Origin of the sequence: Hymenobacter montanus, from assembly GCF_014699115.1 — a bacterium.
In the GTDB taxonomy this organism is placed as follows: domain Bacteria; phylum Bacteroidota; class Bacteroidia; order Cytophagales; family Hymenobacteraceae; genus Hymenobacter; species Hymenobacter montanus.
This window is the reverse complement of the sequence record NZ_JACXAD010000012.1, coordinates 47,011-61,204: the sequence shown is the minus strand read 5'-3', so window position 1 is coordinate 61,204 and position 14,194 is coordinate 47,011. Positions and strand designations below refer to the sequence as shown.

15 protein-coding genes are annotated in these 14,194 nt (G+C 63.4%); 6 read left to right on the top strand and 9 right to left on the bottom strand.

What is annotated here, in order from left to right; translation table 11 throughout:
- Positions 1 to 8: 8 nt before the first annotated feature.
- Positions 9 to 266, bottom strand: coding sequence for a hypothetical protein (locus IC235_RS12040; protein ID WP_191005426.1), 258 nt, complete (start codon positions 264 to 266; stop codon positions 9 to 11).
- 98 nt (positions 267 to 364) lie between these two features.
- On the opposite strand from IC235_RS12040, the gene IC235_RS12035 reads away from it, so the two are divergent.
- Positions 365 to 1,117, top strand: coding sequence for a phosphodiester glycosidase family protein (locus IC235_RS12035; RefSeq protein ID WP_223847247.1), 753 nt, complete (start codon positions 365 to 367; stop codon positions 1,115 to 1,117).
- On the opposite strand, the gene IC235_RS12030 is transcribed toward IC235_RS12035, so the two are convergent.
- The 3 genes from IC235_RS12030 to IC235_RS12020 all read right to left on the bottom strand — a co-directional run bounded on the left by IC235_RS12030 (position 1,077) and on the right by IC235_RS12020 (position 3,909).
- Positions 1,077 to 1,598 carry a c-type cytochrome gene (locus IC235_RS12030; RefSeq protein WP_223847246.1) on the bottom strand — a complete coding sequence of 174 codons (522 nt, stop codon included), beginning with the start codon at positions 1,596 to 1,598 and terminating at the stop codon, positions 1,077 to 1,079. The genes IC235_RS12035 and IC235_RS12030 overlap by 41 nt on opposite strands.
- Positions 1,599 to 1,699: 101 nt before the next feature.
- On the bottom strand, positions 1,700 to 2,968 hold the full coding sequence (locus IC235_RS12025; protein ID WP_191005425.1) for a glycosyltransferase: 1,269 nt from the start codon (positions 2,966 to 2,968) through the stop codon (positions 1,700 to 1,702).
- On the bottom strand, positions 2,965 to 3,909 hold the full coding sequence (locus IC235_RS12020; protein ID WP_191005424.1) for a lysylphosphatidylglycerol synthase domain-containing protein: 945 nt from the start codon (positions 3,907 to 3,909) through the stop codon (positions 2,965 to 2,967). Before IC235_RS12020 ends, IC235_RS12025 begins: the two co-directional genes overlap by 4 nt.
- Positions 3,910 to 4,167: 258 nt before the next feature.
- Between IC235_RS12020 and ruvC the strand changes: the two genes are divergently transcribed.
- Complete coding sequence (gene ruvC / locus IC235_RS12015; protein ID WP_191005508.1) at positions 4,168 to 4,749, top strand: crossover junction endodeoxyribonuclease RuvC; 582 nt, start codon at positions 4,168 to 4,170, stop codon at positions 4,747 to 4,749.
- Here the strand turns inward: ruvC and IC235_RS12010 are convergent.
- On the bottom strand, positions 4,746 to 5,573 hold the full coding sequence (locus tag IC235_RS12010; protein WP_317173566.1) for a PhzF family phenazine biosynthesis protein: 828 nt from the start codon (positions 5,571 to 5,573) through the stop codon (positions 4,746 to 4,748). The two genes, ruvC and IC235_RS12010, sit on opposite strands and share 4 nt — an antisense overlap.
- A 284-nt stretch (positions 5,574 to 5,857) precedes the next feature.
- Between IC235_RS12010 and IC235_RS12005 the strand changes: the two genes are divergently transcribed.
- Together IC235_RS12005 and IC235_RS12000 are read left to right on the top strand one after the other, a co-directional pair.
- On the top strand, positions 5,858 to 6,427 hold the full coding sequence (locus IC235_RS12005; RefSeq protein WP_191005422.1) for an RNA polymerase sigma factor: 570 nt from the start codon (positions 5,858 to 5,860) through the stop codon (positions 6,425 to 6,427).
- Complete coding sequence (locus IC235_RS12000) at positions 6,424 to 8,028, top strand: outer membrane beta-barrel protein (protein ID WP_191005421.1); 1,605 nt, start codon at positions 6,424 to 6,426, stop codon at positions 8,026 to 8,028. Before IC235_RS12005 ends, IC235_RS12000 begins: the two co-directional genes overlap by 4 nt.
- Positions 8,029 to 8,260: 232 nt before the next feature.
- Here the strand turns inward: IC235_RS12000 and IC235_RS11995 are convergent, their stop codons facing one another.
- From IC235_RS11995 to IC235_RS11985, 3 genes are all read right to left on the bottom strand, one after another.
- Positions 8,261 to 8,638, bottom strand: a complete 378-nt coding sequence (locus IC235_RS11995; RefSeq protein WP_191005420.1) for an Imm10 family immunity protein — start codon at positions 8,636 to 8,638, stop codon at positions 8,261 to 8,263.
- A 74-nt stretch (positions 8,639 to 8,712) separates the two neighbouring features.
- On the bottom strand, positions 8,713 to 10,041 hold the full coding sequence (gene hutI, locus IC235_RS11990) for an imidazolonepropionase (protein ID WP_191005419.1): 1,329 nt from the start codon (positions 10,039 to 10,041) through the stop codon (positions 8,713 to 8,715).
- A 61-nt stretch (positions 10,042 to 10,102) separates the two neighbouring features.
- Positions 10,103 to 11,224, bottom strand: coding sequence for a spore photoproduct lyase family protein (locus tag IC235_RS11985; RefSeq protein ID WP_223847245.1), 1,122 nt, complete (start codon positions 11,222 to 11,224; stop codon positions 10,103 to 10,105).
- A gap of 197 nt (positions 11,225 to 11,421) precedes the next feature.
- Here IC235_RS11985 and IC235_RS11980 point away from each other — a divergent pair, with 197 nt between their 5' ends.
- Positions 11,422 to 11,940, top strand: a complete 519-nt coding sequence (locus IC235_RS11980) for a 2'-5' RNA ligase family protein (RefSeq protein ID WP_191005418.1) — start codon at positions 11,422 to 11,424, stop codon at positions 11,938 to 11,940.
- Between the two features lie 149 nt (positions 11,941 to 12,089).
- Here IC235_RS11980 and IC235_RS11975 read toward each other — a convergent pair whose 3' ends face one another.
- On the bottom strand, positions 12,090 to 13,616 hold the full coding sequence (locus IC235_RS11975) for a glycosyltransferase family 39 protein (protein WP_191005417.1): 1,527 nt from the start codon (positions 13,614 to 13,616) through the stop codon (positions 12,090 to 12,092).
- Between the two features lie 192 nt (positions 13,617 to 13,808).
- On the opposite strand from IC235_RS11975, the gene IC235_RS11970 reads away from it, so the two are divergent.
- The gene (locus IC235_RS11970) at positions 13,809 to 14,108 is read left to right on the top strand and encodes a zinc-ribbon domain-containing protein (protein WP_223847258.1); all 300 of its coding nucleotides are present in this window, start codon (positions 13,809 to 13,811) and stop codon (positions 14,106 to 14,108) included.
- The last annotated feature ends 86 nt before the right edge of the window (positions 14,109 to 14,194 follow it).

Genomic DNA, 14,194 nt, shown 5'->3' with positions numbered 1-14,194 from the left:
TGCCACCGCTAGCGAGTATTGTGTTGCAGGAGCCCTTCTTTGGAAGCCAGGTAGGAGGCATCGCGGGCAATGGCCCCGAACGAGGTGGTTTCGTAGGCCAGCTCGGTGTCCGGGTCGGGCCAGAAGCTGCGCACGAGTCCCTGCTCCAGCAAGCTGCGCAGCTGGTCTTCCAACTCGGAGGCGGGCAGGCCGGTTTTCTGGAGTAAGGTGCGAAATGGGGTGACGAAGTACAACTCGTCGAGCAGGTCGAATTCGGGGTCAGTCACTAGAAAAGCGCAGATGAAGGAAGTAGGGCAAATGTAAGCCGGGCAACTGCTACATTTGCTTGGTTCGTCCGGCAACCTAATTGCTATCTTTCGGCAAGTTGAGCAAACTCAAATCCCGGCTCGCCTCCCTGCTGGCACTGATGGTGGCAACCCTGGCCACCGGGGCGGGCCCGCAACCCAAGCCGTCCCTTTTTGTCAGCTACCGGGTGGATTTGCGGCGCACGACCTGCCAGTTGTATTGGAAAGATGATAAAAATCGACGCTTCCAGAGCCTGCGAGGGCTGAAAAGCTGGCTCGACGCCCGGGGCCAGAAGCTTCTTTTCGCGATGAACGCGGGCATGTTCGACGCCGCGTACGCACCCCAGGGCCTCTTTATTCAGGATGGACGAACAATAAAGCCCCTGGATACGGCCACCGGCCACGGCAACTTCTACCTGAAACCCAACGGGGTCTTTTACCTCACTACCAAGGGGTCCGCGCGCATTTGCAAAACCGAAGATTTCCTGAGTACGGGCGCCGTTACCTACGCGACCCAATCGGGGCCCCTGTTGGTTATCGATGGCGACATTCACCCGGCCTTCCAGCCGGGCTCGGCCAATGTGCAAATCCGTAATGGCGTCGGCATCCTGCCCGACCAGCGGCTGCTGTTGGCGATGTCGAAAGCCCCCATTAATTTTTACGACTTCGCCAATTATTTCAGGCGGGCCGGCTGCCGCCAGGCCTTGTACCTCGACGGATTCGTGTCGCGGACCTACGCCCCCAGCCAAAACTGGACGCAGCTAGACGGTGATGTTGGCGTGATGCTCGGCGTTACCGTGCCAGCGCTACCGCCGGGGCCGGCTGGGCATTGACGTAGGCAAAAATCGAGGTGATTTCCTGGTCGGAAAGGGCAAAGGAGGGCATCTGCTGCTTGTTGTACTTGGTGTAGACAGCTACGGCGTACTCGTCGCCGCTGGCCACTACTTTGCTGGAGTTCTTCACCCAGGGAATCAGCCAGGAGATGGAGCGCCGCTTGGTGATGCCCGCCAGAGCCGGGCCCACCACCTGCTCGTTCACCGCGTGGCACTGGGCGCAGTTGGCTTTAAACAAGGCATCGCCCGCGGCCACTCGGGCGGCTTCCTCGGCCGAAAGCGCCGGCCCGGCGCCATCGGCTTTCGTCAGCGACATAATGGAATCCTTGCTTACGGGCTTGTCCGGCGCGGCGGGCCCTGATGCAACGTCGTCGGCCGCGAAGCCCACCAGGCTACCCGCACTCAATAACGTGAAGCCAAACAGCACGGCAATCAAAGCCATGCCAACCGAAAGAGCGAAACCAACCGGGTTAGAGCGCATAAGGAACGGGGCTAGGGTGTAATATATATGCGGCAAATTTACTAATCAAGCCCGCCCGCTGACTTTTTTTGCGATATTTTTGTATCCTACCAGCGGCCCGCCTACCGCACGGCCCGTCCCTTCCACCGGTAGCCGCCCCGCCAGCCAGCTGCCCCCACGGCCAGGGCGTACGGGGCATACAGCACCTGGAGCGCCAGCAGGCCCCACAGCCACTTGCGCCGGCCAAAGAACCCGAGTACCGGCGTTAAAAACCAGGCATCAGCGCTTAGCTTGAGGGCCCAGGCGGCTCCCACCCAGGGCCAGAGGGCAGGCCAGCGCAGCCCCGCTCCCACCCCGGCCGCCAGGGCCACGTTGGCTCCCAGCACCAGCAGGGCCAGCCGGCGTGGCGCGGCGCTTTGGTAGTGCCGCCACTTGCTGGCCCAGCGCACCCGCTGCGTCAGCAGGGCCCGCAGCGTATCCGGCGCGGCCGTGCGCACGATAGCCGCGGCATCGGCCAGAAAATACGCCGAGCCGGGAAAGCGGGCGTGCATTTTATGCAGCAGAAACTCGTCGTCGCCACTGGCCAGGTGCGCGTTATCAGCAAAGCCCCCGATGGCCTCGAACGCGGTGCGTCGGTAGGCCAGGTTGGCGCCGTTGCACATGGTGGGCTGCTGGCGGGCCAGGCAGGCGGCCCCCACCCCCACTAGGCCGGCAAACTCCAGCCCCACCAGCGTATTCAGAACAGTAGCGGGCCCAGTGAGCAGCACCGGGCCGCTGAGGAAATTGGCGGCTGGAGTGCGCGCCAGCCGCGCGGCGTAGGCCAGCAGCCAGCCGGGCCCCACGCGGCAATCGGCATCGGTGCACACCAGCCAGGGTGCCCGGGCCGCTTGCTGGGCCAGGAGCAGGGCCGCTTTCTTGCCCGTCTGGTGGGCGGGTAGGCCGAGCAGCCGTAATGAAACCCGCAATTGCTCGGCCGCGGACCTTACCAGCGCCGCCGTGGCGTCGGTGGAGTGGTCATCGGCAATGAGCACCTCGAACCGGGTGGCCGGCAGGATCTGTGCGGCCAGATCCTGGAGGAGCTGGGGCAGGGTGGCGGCTTCGTTGCGGGCGGCGATGAGGACGGAGAAGAGCGGAACGCCCGCTATGGGCACCTCCGCCTCTGCCTTCTCCCTGAGAGAAGAAAACCCGGCTGCCGGCTGAAGCATGGAGTCTTTCGGCCGGCTTAAACTGAACCCCTCAAAACCAGCGGAGGCGCCCTCTGCTCCGGGCGCTAAGCGGCCTGGAGCCTCGAGCCGTTCGGGGAGGTTCCGCTGCCACCCGCCGCGCAGCCACGCCAGCAGCCCGGCGTAGAGCGCGGGCAGCACCAGCAAGGCTCCCCCCGCCAGCATCATCGGCCCACGGGCTTTTCGCGTAGCACGCGTAGCCCCGGCACCAGCAGCAGCCCGGCGGCGCTGGGCAGGGCAATATTAATGACCCACAAGCTCAGGCTGGCACTAAGGACCGGCAGAGCGGGCTGCCCCAGCAGCCCAAACAAGTGCGTGGCCGACAACTCGCGCACGCCCACGTCGGCCAGCGCATTGAGCGAGGGCACCAAGGACTTGAGCAAAAAAGTACCTGCCACCGCCGCTACGGCTGGCCCCGGGGCCGACGCCACGCCGTAGGCGCTCAGCAGCAGCAAAAACTGCCCGCAAAACACGCCGTAGCGCAGCCCCGAGATAGCCAGCACCGTGTGCAAGGCCCGCGCCGGGTAGGTGGGCATGATGGCCAGAGCCGGCCGGAAACGCCGCAACGGCCGCCAGAGCCCCAGCGCCGCCAGCAGCAGCCGCGACCGGTAGAGGGGCACGAGTACTACCCCGCTAATCAGCAGGGCCGACGCCACTACTCCCAGGCCGGCCGCCGGGTAGCCTCGCAAGTAAAATTTCAGCAAAAAGTACAGCAGCCCCGCTACCCCGGCCAGGACCGTGGCCACGAGCTGGCAGTAGCGCCCCAGGAAAACGGCCCCCAGCGCACTCACCCGACGGCTTTTGAGCTCGATGATGCGGCCGGCGTAGTCGCCCACCCGGTTGGGGGTGGCAAAGCCCAGGGTAAGGCCCACGAACACGGCCCGCAGGCTGCGGCCGAAGGTGACGGGCTCGAGGTGCCGGGCCAGGCGGTGCCATTTCCAGGCTTCCAGGCCCCAATTGATGGGCACCAGGGCCAGGGCCAGTAGCACGGGAGCCCGCCCGGCCCCGCTGAGCGTACTGCGGAGCAGGGCCTGCCAGGCCGCCGCCGTATCGGGGGCGGCAAAAACAGAATGATACAGCAGGCCCAGGGTAAGCAGGGTGACGAGCACCTTGCCCCCCCAGACGAACCGGGCCCATTGGCGGTCCGGGGGACCTTTTTCGGGGCCGGTTTTGCTTTTGCTAGGAAGAACCGGTGAGGCGGGTTGTTTTGCCGCCCACGCCTGACTAGTATCGTAGCTTTGTAAAGGAAGCGTGCCGTCGGCTCTTTGGTTGTCGCCGCCGGCTCCTTGCCTTCCACTCCCGCTATTTTGCCCGCTCCCCTTCGCCCCCGCCCCGTTGCCCCCCTCGAGCTGCTGCCCAAAATCATCATGGGCGTCGACCCGGGCACTCAGATTATGGGCTACGCCCTGATTGAGGTGCGCGGCCAGCGGGTCGACGTGTTGTGCTACGACGTAATTAATATGAAGGCGCTGGGGTCGAATCACGCCGTAAAGCTAAAGCGGATTTTCGACCGCATGCTGGAGCTGATCGACGAATACCTGCCCGACGAGCTGGCCATTGAGGCCCCGTTTTTTGGCGTCAACGTCCAGAGCATGCTGAAGCTGGGCCGGGCCCAGGGCGTGGCCATTGCCGCCGCGCTCAGCCGCCAGATTCCGTATGTGGAGTACGCGCCCACTAAAGTCAAGCAGGCCGTGACGGGCTCGGGTGCGGCCACCAAGGAGCAAGTGGCGCACATGCTGCGCCAAACCCTGAAGCTGCCGCCCATTGCCGAAGCCAGCAAGTTTCTGGACGCCACCGATGCGCTGTCGGTGGCCCTGTGCCACCACTATCAGAAGGGCAACAACGTGCAGGCCGGCGGTAAAAGCTGGGGCAAGTTCCTGGCCGACAACCCTGGTCGACTGAACGCCACAACCACGACTAAAAAAACGTCGGCTAAAAAGCTGCCCTAGGCGCCCACCTGGCCATCGGCATCAGGGTCCGCGGCGGCAATTTCTCCGGTTGCGTACGTCACGGCGTAGCCGCTGATGTCAACCCGGTCGGCCCGCAGCCGGCACCACAGGTCACCACCGCGGGGCGAAACCTGCCGGGCGCGCAACTCGGCCTTGCCTAACTTCTCGGCCCAATATGGAATCAGGGTGCTGTGGGCCGAACCGGTGACGGGGTCTTCGGGCACCCCTACCCGGGGCGCGAAAAAGCGGGAGACGAAATCAACACCAGCGGAGCCCGGGGCAGTGGCGATGACGCCCACGTATTCGAGCGCGGTAATAGCCGCAAAATCCGGGCTCAGGGCTCGCACTTCGGCTTCGGTATTGAAAACGGCCAGTAAGTCGCGGGCCGCCAGCACGTGCACGGGCGTAGCCCGGAGGCCGTCGGTCAACCCCAGGGGGTGGGCAGCCAGGGGCTGCGGCGGGCGGGCCGGGAAATCCAGGGTGAGGCGGCCATCGGCCTCCCGCGAAACCTCCAATGGCCCGCTCTGGCTGTAAAAGGTAACCTTGGCCTGGGAAAAGCCCAGGTGCGCAAAAAGCACGTGGGCCGCCGCCAGGGTGGCGTGGCCGCACAGGTCGATTTCGACGGTGGGGGTAAACCAGCGGATGTCGTATTCCGCCGCCCGGCCGGCTCGCGGCACGATGAAGGCCGTTTCGGCCAGGTTGTTTTCGGCCGCAATCTGCTGCATCAGCTCGGTGGGCAGCCCGGCGGGCAGGGGGCACACCCCGGCGGGGTTACCGGCAAAAGGGCGCTGGGTAAAGGCATCGACGTGGAAATAGCGTATCACGACGGGGCGGGGTTGGGAGTACGAGTTTCCTGGCAAGAATACGGCGTAGCGGGCATTGAAAAGCCCGAGAAGAAAACAGCGCGGCCTGGGGGCCACTACGCACAACTCGGGTCGGCGCTACTTGGGCGCTAGTGGGGAACGGGTTGGCGGGACGGCCGAGCCCGGGGCATGGATCGAAAATATTTTCAGAATAACTTTCGGGCCGTGCAACCGCCTGGGGTACTCGCCGGTCATCAGGTCGTAAGGCGGGTGGTGTACAGCCTGCTTTTCTTCATCGTTCTCCTATGCCGCCCCCCATTGCCCCTGTCGATGAGGCCTTGCTGGCGGCGTGCCGGCGCGGCGAGTCGGCCGCTCAGTACCAGCTGTACCAACGGCTGGCCTACCGCCTGCTGGGGGTGTGCCTGCGCTACTGCCCCAACCGGGCCGAAGCGGAGGACGCGCTGCAAAACACGTTCGTTAAAATATTCACCCGCCTCGACCAATACCGGGGCCAAGGTCCATTTGAGGCGTGGGCCCGGCGCATCGCCGTAACCACCGCCCTGCACGCGGTAGAACAGCACCGCCTGCGCCACCCGACCCCCGGCACCGACCCCGACGACCTGGCGGCCGACTTGCCCAGCGCCGAGCCCTCGGCGCTTGAGAGCCTGGCGGCCGAAGACCTGTTGGCTCTGCTCAATACGCTTCCCCCCGGCTACCGCACGGTGCTCAACCTCTACGCCGTGGAGGGCTATTCGCACCAGGAAATCGCTGAGCTGCTGGGCATCGCCGAGGGTACCTCCAAGTCGCAGCTGGCGCGGGCCCGCCGGCTGCTCGAATCCCGCCTGGCTACCCAACACTACCAACAATTGCCATGACCGACCGCACCCCCGACGACTTATACGATGCCCTGCGCGACCGGCTGGCCGATTATGGCCAAGAGCCGCCCGCCCCGCTGTGGGCTAAAATTCGGGCGCAGTTGCCCCCCCCAGTCGCTGCACCGCAGCTGCGGCGGCGCCGTCGTCGCCCCATTGTGCTCCTGGGCCTGCTGCTGACCGTGCTGAGCGCGGCCGGCTGGCAATTGTGGCTGGTCAGCAGATCGGGCCCAGCCGTAATGCCGGCTCCGCAAACCGTGGCCCTAGGCTCAAATGCCCCAACGAATGCCGCCGTTGCCTCACCAGCCTCAGCCGGGCCGTCAGCTAGCCCCAAGCTCGGCAAAGCGGCACTGGAGAACCCAGGAATGTCCGGGGCTTCGATCTCCGAAACGAAGTCCTCGCCCTCAACCGCTACTACTGATAATCTACGGTTGGCCACCCAGGTCCGTCCGGACTCGGCGGCTTCCCGGCGCTCCGGGCCTTATCGTCCCCAGCCGGCCGGCTCGGTGGCCGGCCCGTTCGCGGGGGGGTCCCAGGCCCGCAACCCTCGGCTAGCGGTGCTTAGTCGGAGTGCCAGGGTGCGCTATTCGGCTGGCCAGCCAAGCTTGGCCGTAGGCAGCACTGATTCGAGCGTTGAGTTACCGACTGCTGCTGCATTTTCTACCAGCGGTTCAGAGCAGGGGCGCCTACCTGTTGATGTTGTGGTTGCACCCTCCGCAGGCGGGCACAAAGCCGTTGAGCGCAGCACCGCGCCTGTTTTCGGCCCGGTTGCCGCTTCGGCCACCGATTATGCCCCAGGGGCTCCCGCAAGCCTGCTGGCATCGCGCCCGGTAGCGGTGCTTTCGCCTGCGCTTCCCCAACCCAGGGTGCAGTTACGCACCGATACTTTTTCGACGGCTCCGGCAGTGGTCCGCCGCTGGACGGTGCAGGTGCTGGCCGGGCCGACCCTTACCCACCAGCACTTAGGAGCTGAACCTGCTTCAGACCCCTCGCTTCCTACCGGCATCATCACCTATCTTGATAGCATCGTTAATGAGTTCTCCCGGCGGGAACGAATGAGCACGGGCTATAGCGCACAGGTGCAGGTTCGCCGGGTGCTTACCGGCCGCTGGAGCCTGAGTACCGGCCTAGGCTACCAGGAGTATGCCAGCCAGACAACTTACGTGGCTTCAACGTCGACAAGCACGCCGCCAATCCTGAGTTCGGGCGTATTCGACATGGCTCCCCCCTCACCCCACCGTTCCACCTACCGATTTCTGACCGTGCCTATCCGGTTCGGTTATGCACTGGGCCAGTCGGGGGGCCGGTTACGCTACGGCCTGCTGGCGGGGATCGATGCGGCGTTGTACCTGGGCGGCAATAGCGCGGGTAAAGAGGCAGTTCCCACCGCCTGGAGCATCAGCGGCAGCCCTTACCGCCCGCTTAGCGCATCCGTAAGCCTGGGCCTTGATTTTAGGTACCGTCTTGCTTCTCACCTGGAAGTGCTGGCTCAGCCCACGGCAACTTATTTTTTAAATTCGCTGCCGCGCCCATTGTCCGGCTTAACTCCGCACCATCTCTTCGGGGCCGGGGCCTTGCTTGGGCTTTCTTATGAGTTCCGCTGACGTTATCCCCGGGGCTGACTCCCGCTGTTTTCTGATTAGCGTACGCGGGCGCCAAGGCACACTTACTCTCCCTATTCGACCAGAAAGATCGGCTAAGCCGTTTGGGTTCGTCATAAAAGGGCGCCAGACCAGCCTTTGGCATTTCATTGCTACTATCAGAAATAAGAGAGTAATGTGAATAGCCAAAACAAGAACATAGGATTCTTTTATCTTTAATTTATATACAATATTCTTATACAAAATTTAATTTACTTTCATAATCCTGCATTATCTGCTGCAACACTTTCTGTAACTGCTGAAATTGTAAATTGTCAGTTGAGAAAGTAATTTTAATTGTCTCATATCCACCCATCTGATTCGCCATTTCAGGATTTAAATCAATGATGAGGCTGTTACGATTTAGACTAACCTGGTTGATTCCTCCATACCCTCCCCAACACTGATCGTCTCGCTCAGTGTAGATATTTTCCAGGTTGGAAAGAGGCTCTTCTGTAAACTCTTCGTCACGTTGCATGATGAAGTAATGTTCACCATTTTCTCCCTCAGCAAAACCAACACGAAGAGCAGCAGCGTCAATTTCAAATTCGCTAGCATGAAATTCAAATATCATTTTTTTACCTCTAAAAAATTCCTCAAGCGTCCGAACCTTGGTACTCACTTCCCCACCCCCGCTCAACCGGCTGCCTAACACAAACAGCCGCCTATTACCACGTCGCGGACCGGGTTTTCGCCCAGCCAATACGGAATTTCGGCTATGCTTGCTCGACGCAGGACCAGCACGTCGGCCTGCTTACCGGGCTCCAGGCTGCCGCAGTTGCGCTGCTGGCCAATGGCCCAGGCCGCGTTGAGCGTGACGGCCGCCACGGCTTCCTTCGGGGTGAAGCCCATTTTCAGGCAGGCCACAGACAGGGACAGCCACACGTTTTTGCTTGGGCAGGAGCCGGGGTTGAAGTCGGTGCTCAAGGCCACGGGCAAGCCGGCATCGATAAACTCGCGGCCGGCGGCAAATTTCTCCTGCCGCAAAAACAAAGGCACCAGCGGCAGCAACACGGCCACGGTACGGCCCTGGCTCTGCTGCCCGAGGCGGGCGGCCGCGGCCGGCGTGAGGTAGTCGCAATGGTCCACGCTAAGGGCACCCAGGGAAGCGGCCATCTCACAGCCACCCAGGTCGTGCAGCTGCTCGGCGTGTATTTTCAGCCGAAAACCCATCTTCCGGGCCTGCTCCAGGTAATAGCGCGCCACTGCCAGCGGAAAAGCTCCTTCCTCGCAGAAAACATCAACGAATGCCACCTGCCCTTTTAAGTCGGGCAGCACTTCCCGCAAGATAAAGTCGACGTAGGCCCGGGGCCCCGCGGCCTTGAATTCCGGCGGCACCACGTGCGCGCCCAGGAAAGTTGGCACTACCCGCACGGGCTGCTGGTGCCCGGCCTCGCGGGCCACGCGCACGAGGCGCAGCTCGGTGTCGCGGTCGAGGCCGTAGCCGCTTTTCGCTTCCAGGGTGGTCACCCCGTAGCGGCGAAACCCCTCCAGGTGTTGCAAGGCGTTGGCCAGCAGCTCGGCCTCCGAGGCCGCGCGGGTGGCGCGCACGGTGCTTAAGATGCCGCCGCCCCCGGCCAGGATATCCAGGTACGACTCCCCGCGCAGCTTGCGCTCGAACTCACTGGCGCGGTTGCCCCCGAACACCAAGTGGGTATGGCACTCCACCACGCCCGGCATCACCACGCACCCCGTGGCGTTGATAAGGCGGGTACCGGGGCCGATGCGAGCCGGAGTCAGCTCGCTCATTCGCCCCACCGCTACGATGGTCGGCCCCAAGCACGCGACGTAGCCGTCCTCGATAACGGCCCAGTTGCCGAGCGCGTCCCCGGCCAATGGGCGGTCGGTTGGCCCGCCGGCCAGGGTCAGCACTTGGGCCGCGTGCTGAATGACCAGGGTATAGGGACTCAGACCAGCAGGGGTACCAAGGGGGCCCGGGAGAACGTGCGGCGAAACGGCGAGGGAAGGGGAATCCATGCCCAAATGTAGGCAGCCGCCAGAGGGTGCTGTCTGGCTACCAGACGCGCAAAGCCGGGCGCTAGGTCCAGTATTGCCCCGGGGCCTGCGGAAACCGGCGCTGCCACTCGGCGTAGAACCAGGCTTTCATGGCCTTCATCTGCTCGGGTTGGTACACGTACTTGAGGCCGCCGAACTTATTGCGTTTCACGGCGCGGCCTGCCTCGGCCAGATCGAGGCTGGTGTTCGGGTACCACTGCAACAGCACGTCTTTCGAGCCGGGCGTAAAGCGGTGGGTGATAAACTCGGCGATCAGGTCGCAGTCGAAATCCAGCACTGCCCGCAGGCGGTCGAGCAGCTCGGTGTAGTGCTGCTGCCAATCGGGAATGGGCATGATGGGGGCCAGCACCACGCCCACGGGGTACCCTCCGCCCCCCTTGCCTGCCGGCAGCGCCAGCTTGCGCAGGGCCTGCAAACGAGCTTCAACCGAAGCCGTACCGCCTTCGAGACGGCGCACCACGGGCTCGGCGTTGAGGGAAAAGCGGGCGCGGGTGCGGCCGTGGTGCGGCTGGCCCAGCAGGGAGTCGACGTGGTCATACTTGCTCACGAAACGCAGCTGGGCTCCCTCCCGGGCCCCAAAATACCGGACGGCCTCGCCCAGGCTGCCGGTGAGGTGCTCGATGCCCAGCACGTCGGTGTAGCAGCTGGCCTCGAAGCTGACCACCCGGCCGGGCTGCTCGTAGGCGGCGGTGTTGGCCAGCAGCTGGGGCAGATTGGCGAAGGCCTTCACCACGGGAGGGCCACTGAGGCTGCCGGCCAGGTAGCAGTACTGGCAGTGAGCGGGGCAGCCCTCGGCCAGGTTCAGCTGCCAGTCGGCCGAAGGGGGCGTAGGCTGCAGGCGCAGGGCCCCGGCGGGGGCCTTCACGATGGCCAGGGTATTTTTGGCGGTGCGATAGGTAGCGCGCACGTCGTCGCCCCGCAGGCCGGTGAGGCGGTTGCTTTTCAGCAGCTCCACTTCCAGATTCTGAGCCGCGACGCGAGCCAGAATTTGCTGGCCGAATTCCTCGTCGAGCGCATCGGGCGTGAACACCACCCGCTGGGGCCGCCAACGCTTGGCCGAGTGAGTGCGAGGGGCCGTCGCCGGAGCGGGCACGTCGGTGAGCAAGGTATCCGAAAGCGAAACCAGGGAGCCAGCAGGTAGCATAGAAGCGGGTTGGTGAGGGATAGAAGACCAACGTTTTGGAGGCCAAATTAAGTCCTTCACTCGACGCTTAATTCCTTGATTTTGTAGTCTTTTATCAAGCAAGCTCGGGGTTTTGCCGCCACCTCAAGCAGCTTAGCATGCAGCGGTTACGGGCTGCTTTGCGTACGCTTATCAGCTGCTATCCTCTTCGCCGCCCCATGTCGTATTTTGCCGATGCCCCGCTCATCCTCACGCTCACGCTGGACGACGCGGCCCACACGTATTTCAATGCCCTGCGTCGCCAGCATTTTCCGCCCAACATCAACTACCTGGCCGCCCACTTGACGCTCTTCCACCACTTGCCCGGCAACGAGCTGGCCACCGTCAGCGAGCAGTTGCGCACCTGCTGCCAAACCCAGCCCCCGCTGTCGCTGCAAGTGACGGGACTACGCTCCCTGGGCCGGGGTGTGGCGTTTTCGCTGGCCTGCGACGGCCTGCTAGCCCTGCACCGCCAGCTGCAGCGGGCGTTTGCGCCCTACCTCACGCCCCAGGACCAACAGAAGCTTCAGCCCCACGTCACGGTGCAAAACAAGGTAGACCCGGCCGCGGCCCGGCAATTGCTGGCCCTCCTACAATCGGACTTCGCACCGTTCGGCTCGGTGGGCACCGGGTTACACCTCTGGGCCTACCGCAACGGGCCGTGGGAAAGCATCACCGAATTTCCCTTCACCGGCTGATACCCGAATCCCTCTCCAAAAAGAGAGGGGCAACTTTTCCTCGGCTGGCTCCCTCTCGCTGAAGGCTTCCGCGCCCCAAACTAACCGGGGCCGGCCTCGGAGAGGGCACGAGAGGCCCCGCTAGAACGACAACAGTACGCTCCCTGGCTTCAGTGCCCTTCCCACTCGGCTAGGCCGGCGCGCCATTCCCGGCTCAGGAGGGCCCGAATGTAGCTATCGGGAAGTATGCCAATAGTAATTGCAGTGCCCCGTTCGCGGGCGTAGGAGTCGGCGACGGTGCCAAAGCGGCGGTAAGCGGCAAAATGCGGGGCCAGCTCGTCGTCGGGCTCGTTGTCGACAATGATGAGGGCTCGACACCGCGCCGGCACCGGATACCAGAACAGGAAGCTGCCGTTGAGGCTGTTGGCGGGCGGCAGGGGCCGGTGACGATTATAGTAATTAATGGCGCTGGCCTGGCCATAATTCGCGCAGTGAATGAGGGTGTGGGCCCGCAGCGAATCGGGCAGAGACTGGTAGGCCGCCCAGGTTTTTTCGGCTAGCTCGTGCCAGCCCAGCATGTCGGCGTAGTCCTGGGGCAGGGTGTGGTCGCGGCCGTCTTCCCAGCGGTACAGGCCCAGGCCGACGTACTGCGGACGCAGAGCAGCCATGGTAGCGGGGCGGCGCACGGGAAACACGAAGGGGAGAAACGAGACCAGAAATACCAGCGGCACTGCCAGCAGCACGGGCTGCACCAGCGCCTTCCCCCGAAAATTGCGCAGTCGGGTTTCCCACCACACCGCTCCGAAGGCAAACAGCACCGGGTAGTAGCCCAGGGCGTAGTAGTCTTTGCCGTGCAGCGCGGCCAACAGGCCCACCCCCAGCACCGGCACCCAACCCACCGGGCGGTAAGCCCGAAACGCCCGGCCGCCTAACAGGGCCAGCAGCCCGGGCACCCACACCCACGTGGCCGGCAGGCACATCAGCAGTTGAGCCTTCCAAAAGTCGGCGGCCTCGACGTGCACCAGCTGGCTTTCCTTCAGCAGGGCCATGTGGTGCAGAAACGGGATGCCGTGCCGAAGCTGCCACAAGGCATTGGGCAGCCACAGCAGGAGCGTCAGGCCCGCCGCGCCCCACAGGTGGCGGTTACCCAGCAGCCGGCGAGCGGGCGTGAGCAGCAGCGCCCCGCCCAATGCGGCAATAAAAAACAGCGTGGTGTACTTGTTCAGCAAGCCCAACCCGAGCCCCAGGCCCAGCAGGTAGAGGTGGCGCGGCCGGGCTTCCTGGATAAAGCACACCAGCCAGTACAAGCATGCCATAAACCCGAATACCTCGAACGAGTTGGGCTGAAACAGGATGTTCAGCCGGGCGAAGGCCGAAGCCAGGTAGCAGGTGCCCGCCAGGCTTTGGGCAAACCAGCCCCCGCCCAGCCGGCCAGCCAGCCGCACCACCAGGTACACCGTGGCCGCGCCCCACAGAAAAGGCCAGAACTTCACCCAGCCCTCGGCCCCACCCAGGGCTAGCGTTACCCACCCCTGCACGGCAATGAGCGGCGGCACTTCCAGATAGCCCCAGGCCAGGTGCTGGCCCTGGTTGAGATAGAGGTATTCGTCGCGCTGCAAGTCGTACGCCGGGCTAATGAAGAAGTAGCCCGACACGAACTTAACCAGCGCGAAAGCAAGCGGCAAGAAGCGTTTCATGCGGGGCAAGGTAGCAACCGCTTAGCAGCTAATAGCGCTATCTTAATACCTTTTCAAGCGCACCCTGCCACCCTACTGGTACAAATTATTATATTTAAATTATTTTTAGCAGTATTTTTAGCTGCTCTGAATTCCACCACCACTGGCGCATTCGCTACTCTTACTCTTCAATGATTATTTACGGAACCAACGCTGCCCGGTGTAGCCTGTCCTAGCTGTGCCACCCCCGAAAAAATGCACCTGAGCGTGTACAGCCGCTACGTCCACATCTACTGGATTCCGCTGTTTCCGTTTAGCAAGCCCACGTTCGTGCACTGCGGCCACTGCCAGCAAGCCTGGGAAGAGAATGGGATGCCGGCGGAGCTGCGCAGCTCCACCCAACAGTTGAAAGGGCAAACGCGGGCACCGCTCTGGCACTGGATGGGGCTGCTGGTAATAGCGAGCCTGCTTGCCTGGAGCATTATAAGCAGTGGCTTGAAATCGATGCCCTGAGTACACTCCCAAACGCGAGCTACCGGGCCGCTCTCCAGGCTGGCAGCAAAACGCATTCCCGTCTTGCTGCTGTTACTCTAAACGCG

Coding starts and splice junctions, on each gene's coding strand:
- IC235_RS12005 (WP_191005422.1), top strand. CDS start 5,858: ATGCCGCCCCCCATTGCCCCTGTCGATGAGGCCTTGCTGGCGGCGTGC.
- IC235_RS12030 (WP_223847246.1), bottom strand. CDS start 1,598: ATGCGCTCTAACCCGGTTGGTTTCGCTCTTTCGGTTGGCATGGCTTTG.
- IC235_RS12000 (WP_191005421.1), top strand. CDS start 6,424: ATGACCGACCGCACCCCCGACGACTTATACGATGCCCTGCGCGACCGG.
- hutI (WP_191005419.1), bottom strand. CDS start 10,041: ATGGATTCCCCTTCCCTCGCCGTTTCGCCGCACGTTCTCCCGGGCCCC.
- IC235_RS11995 (WP_191005420.1), bottom strand. CDS start 8,638: ATGATATTTGAATTTCATGCTAGCGAATTTGAAATTGACGCTGCTGCT.
- IC235_RS12025 (WP_191005425.1), bottom strand. CDS start 2,968: ATGATGCTGGCGGGGGGAGCCTTGCTGGTGCTGCCCGCGCTCTACGCC.
- ruvC (WP_191005508.1), top strand. CDS start 4,168: ATGGGCGTCGACCCGGGCACTCAGATTATGGGCTACGCCCTGATTGAG.
- IC235_RS11985 (WP_223847245.1), bottom strand. CDS start 11,224: ATGCTACCTGCTGGCTCCCTGGTTTCGCTTTCGGATACCTTGCTCACC.
- IC235_RS11975 (WP_191005417.1), bottom strand. CDS start 13,616: ATGAAACGCTTCTTGCCGCTTGCTTTCGCGCTGGTTAAGTTCGTGTCG.
- IC235_RS11980 (WP_191005418.1), top strand. CDS start 11,422: ATGTCGTATTTTGCCGATGCCCCGCTCATCCTCACGCTCACGCTGGAC.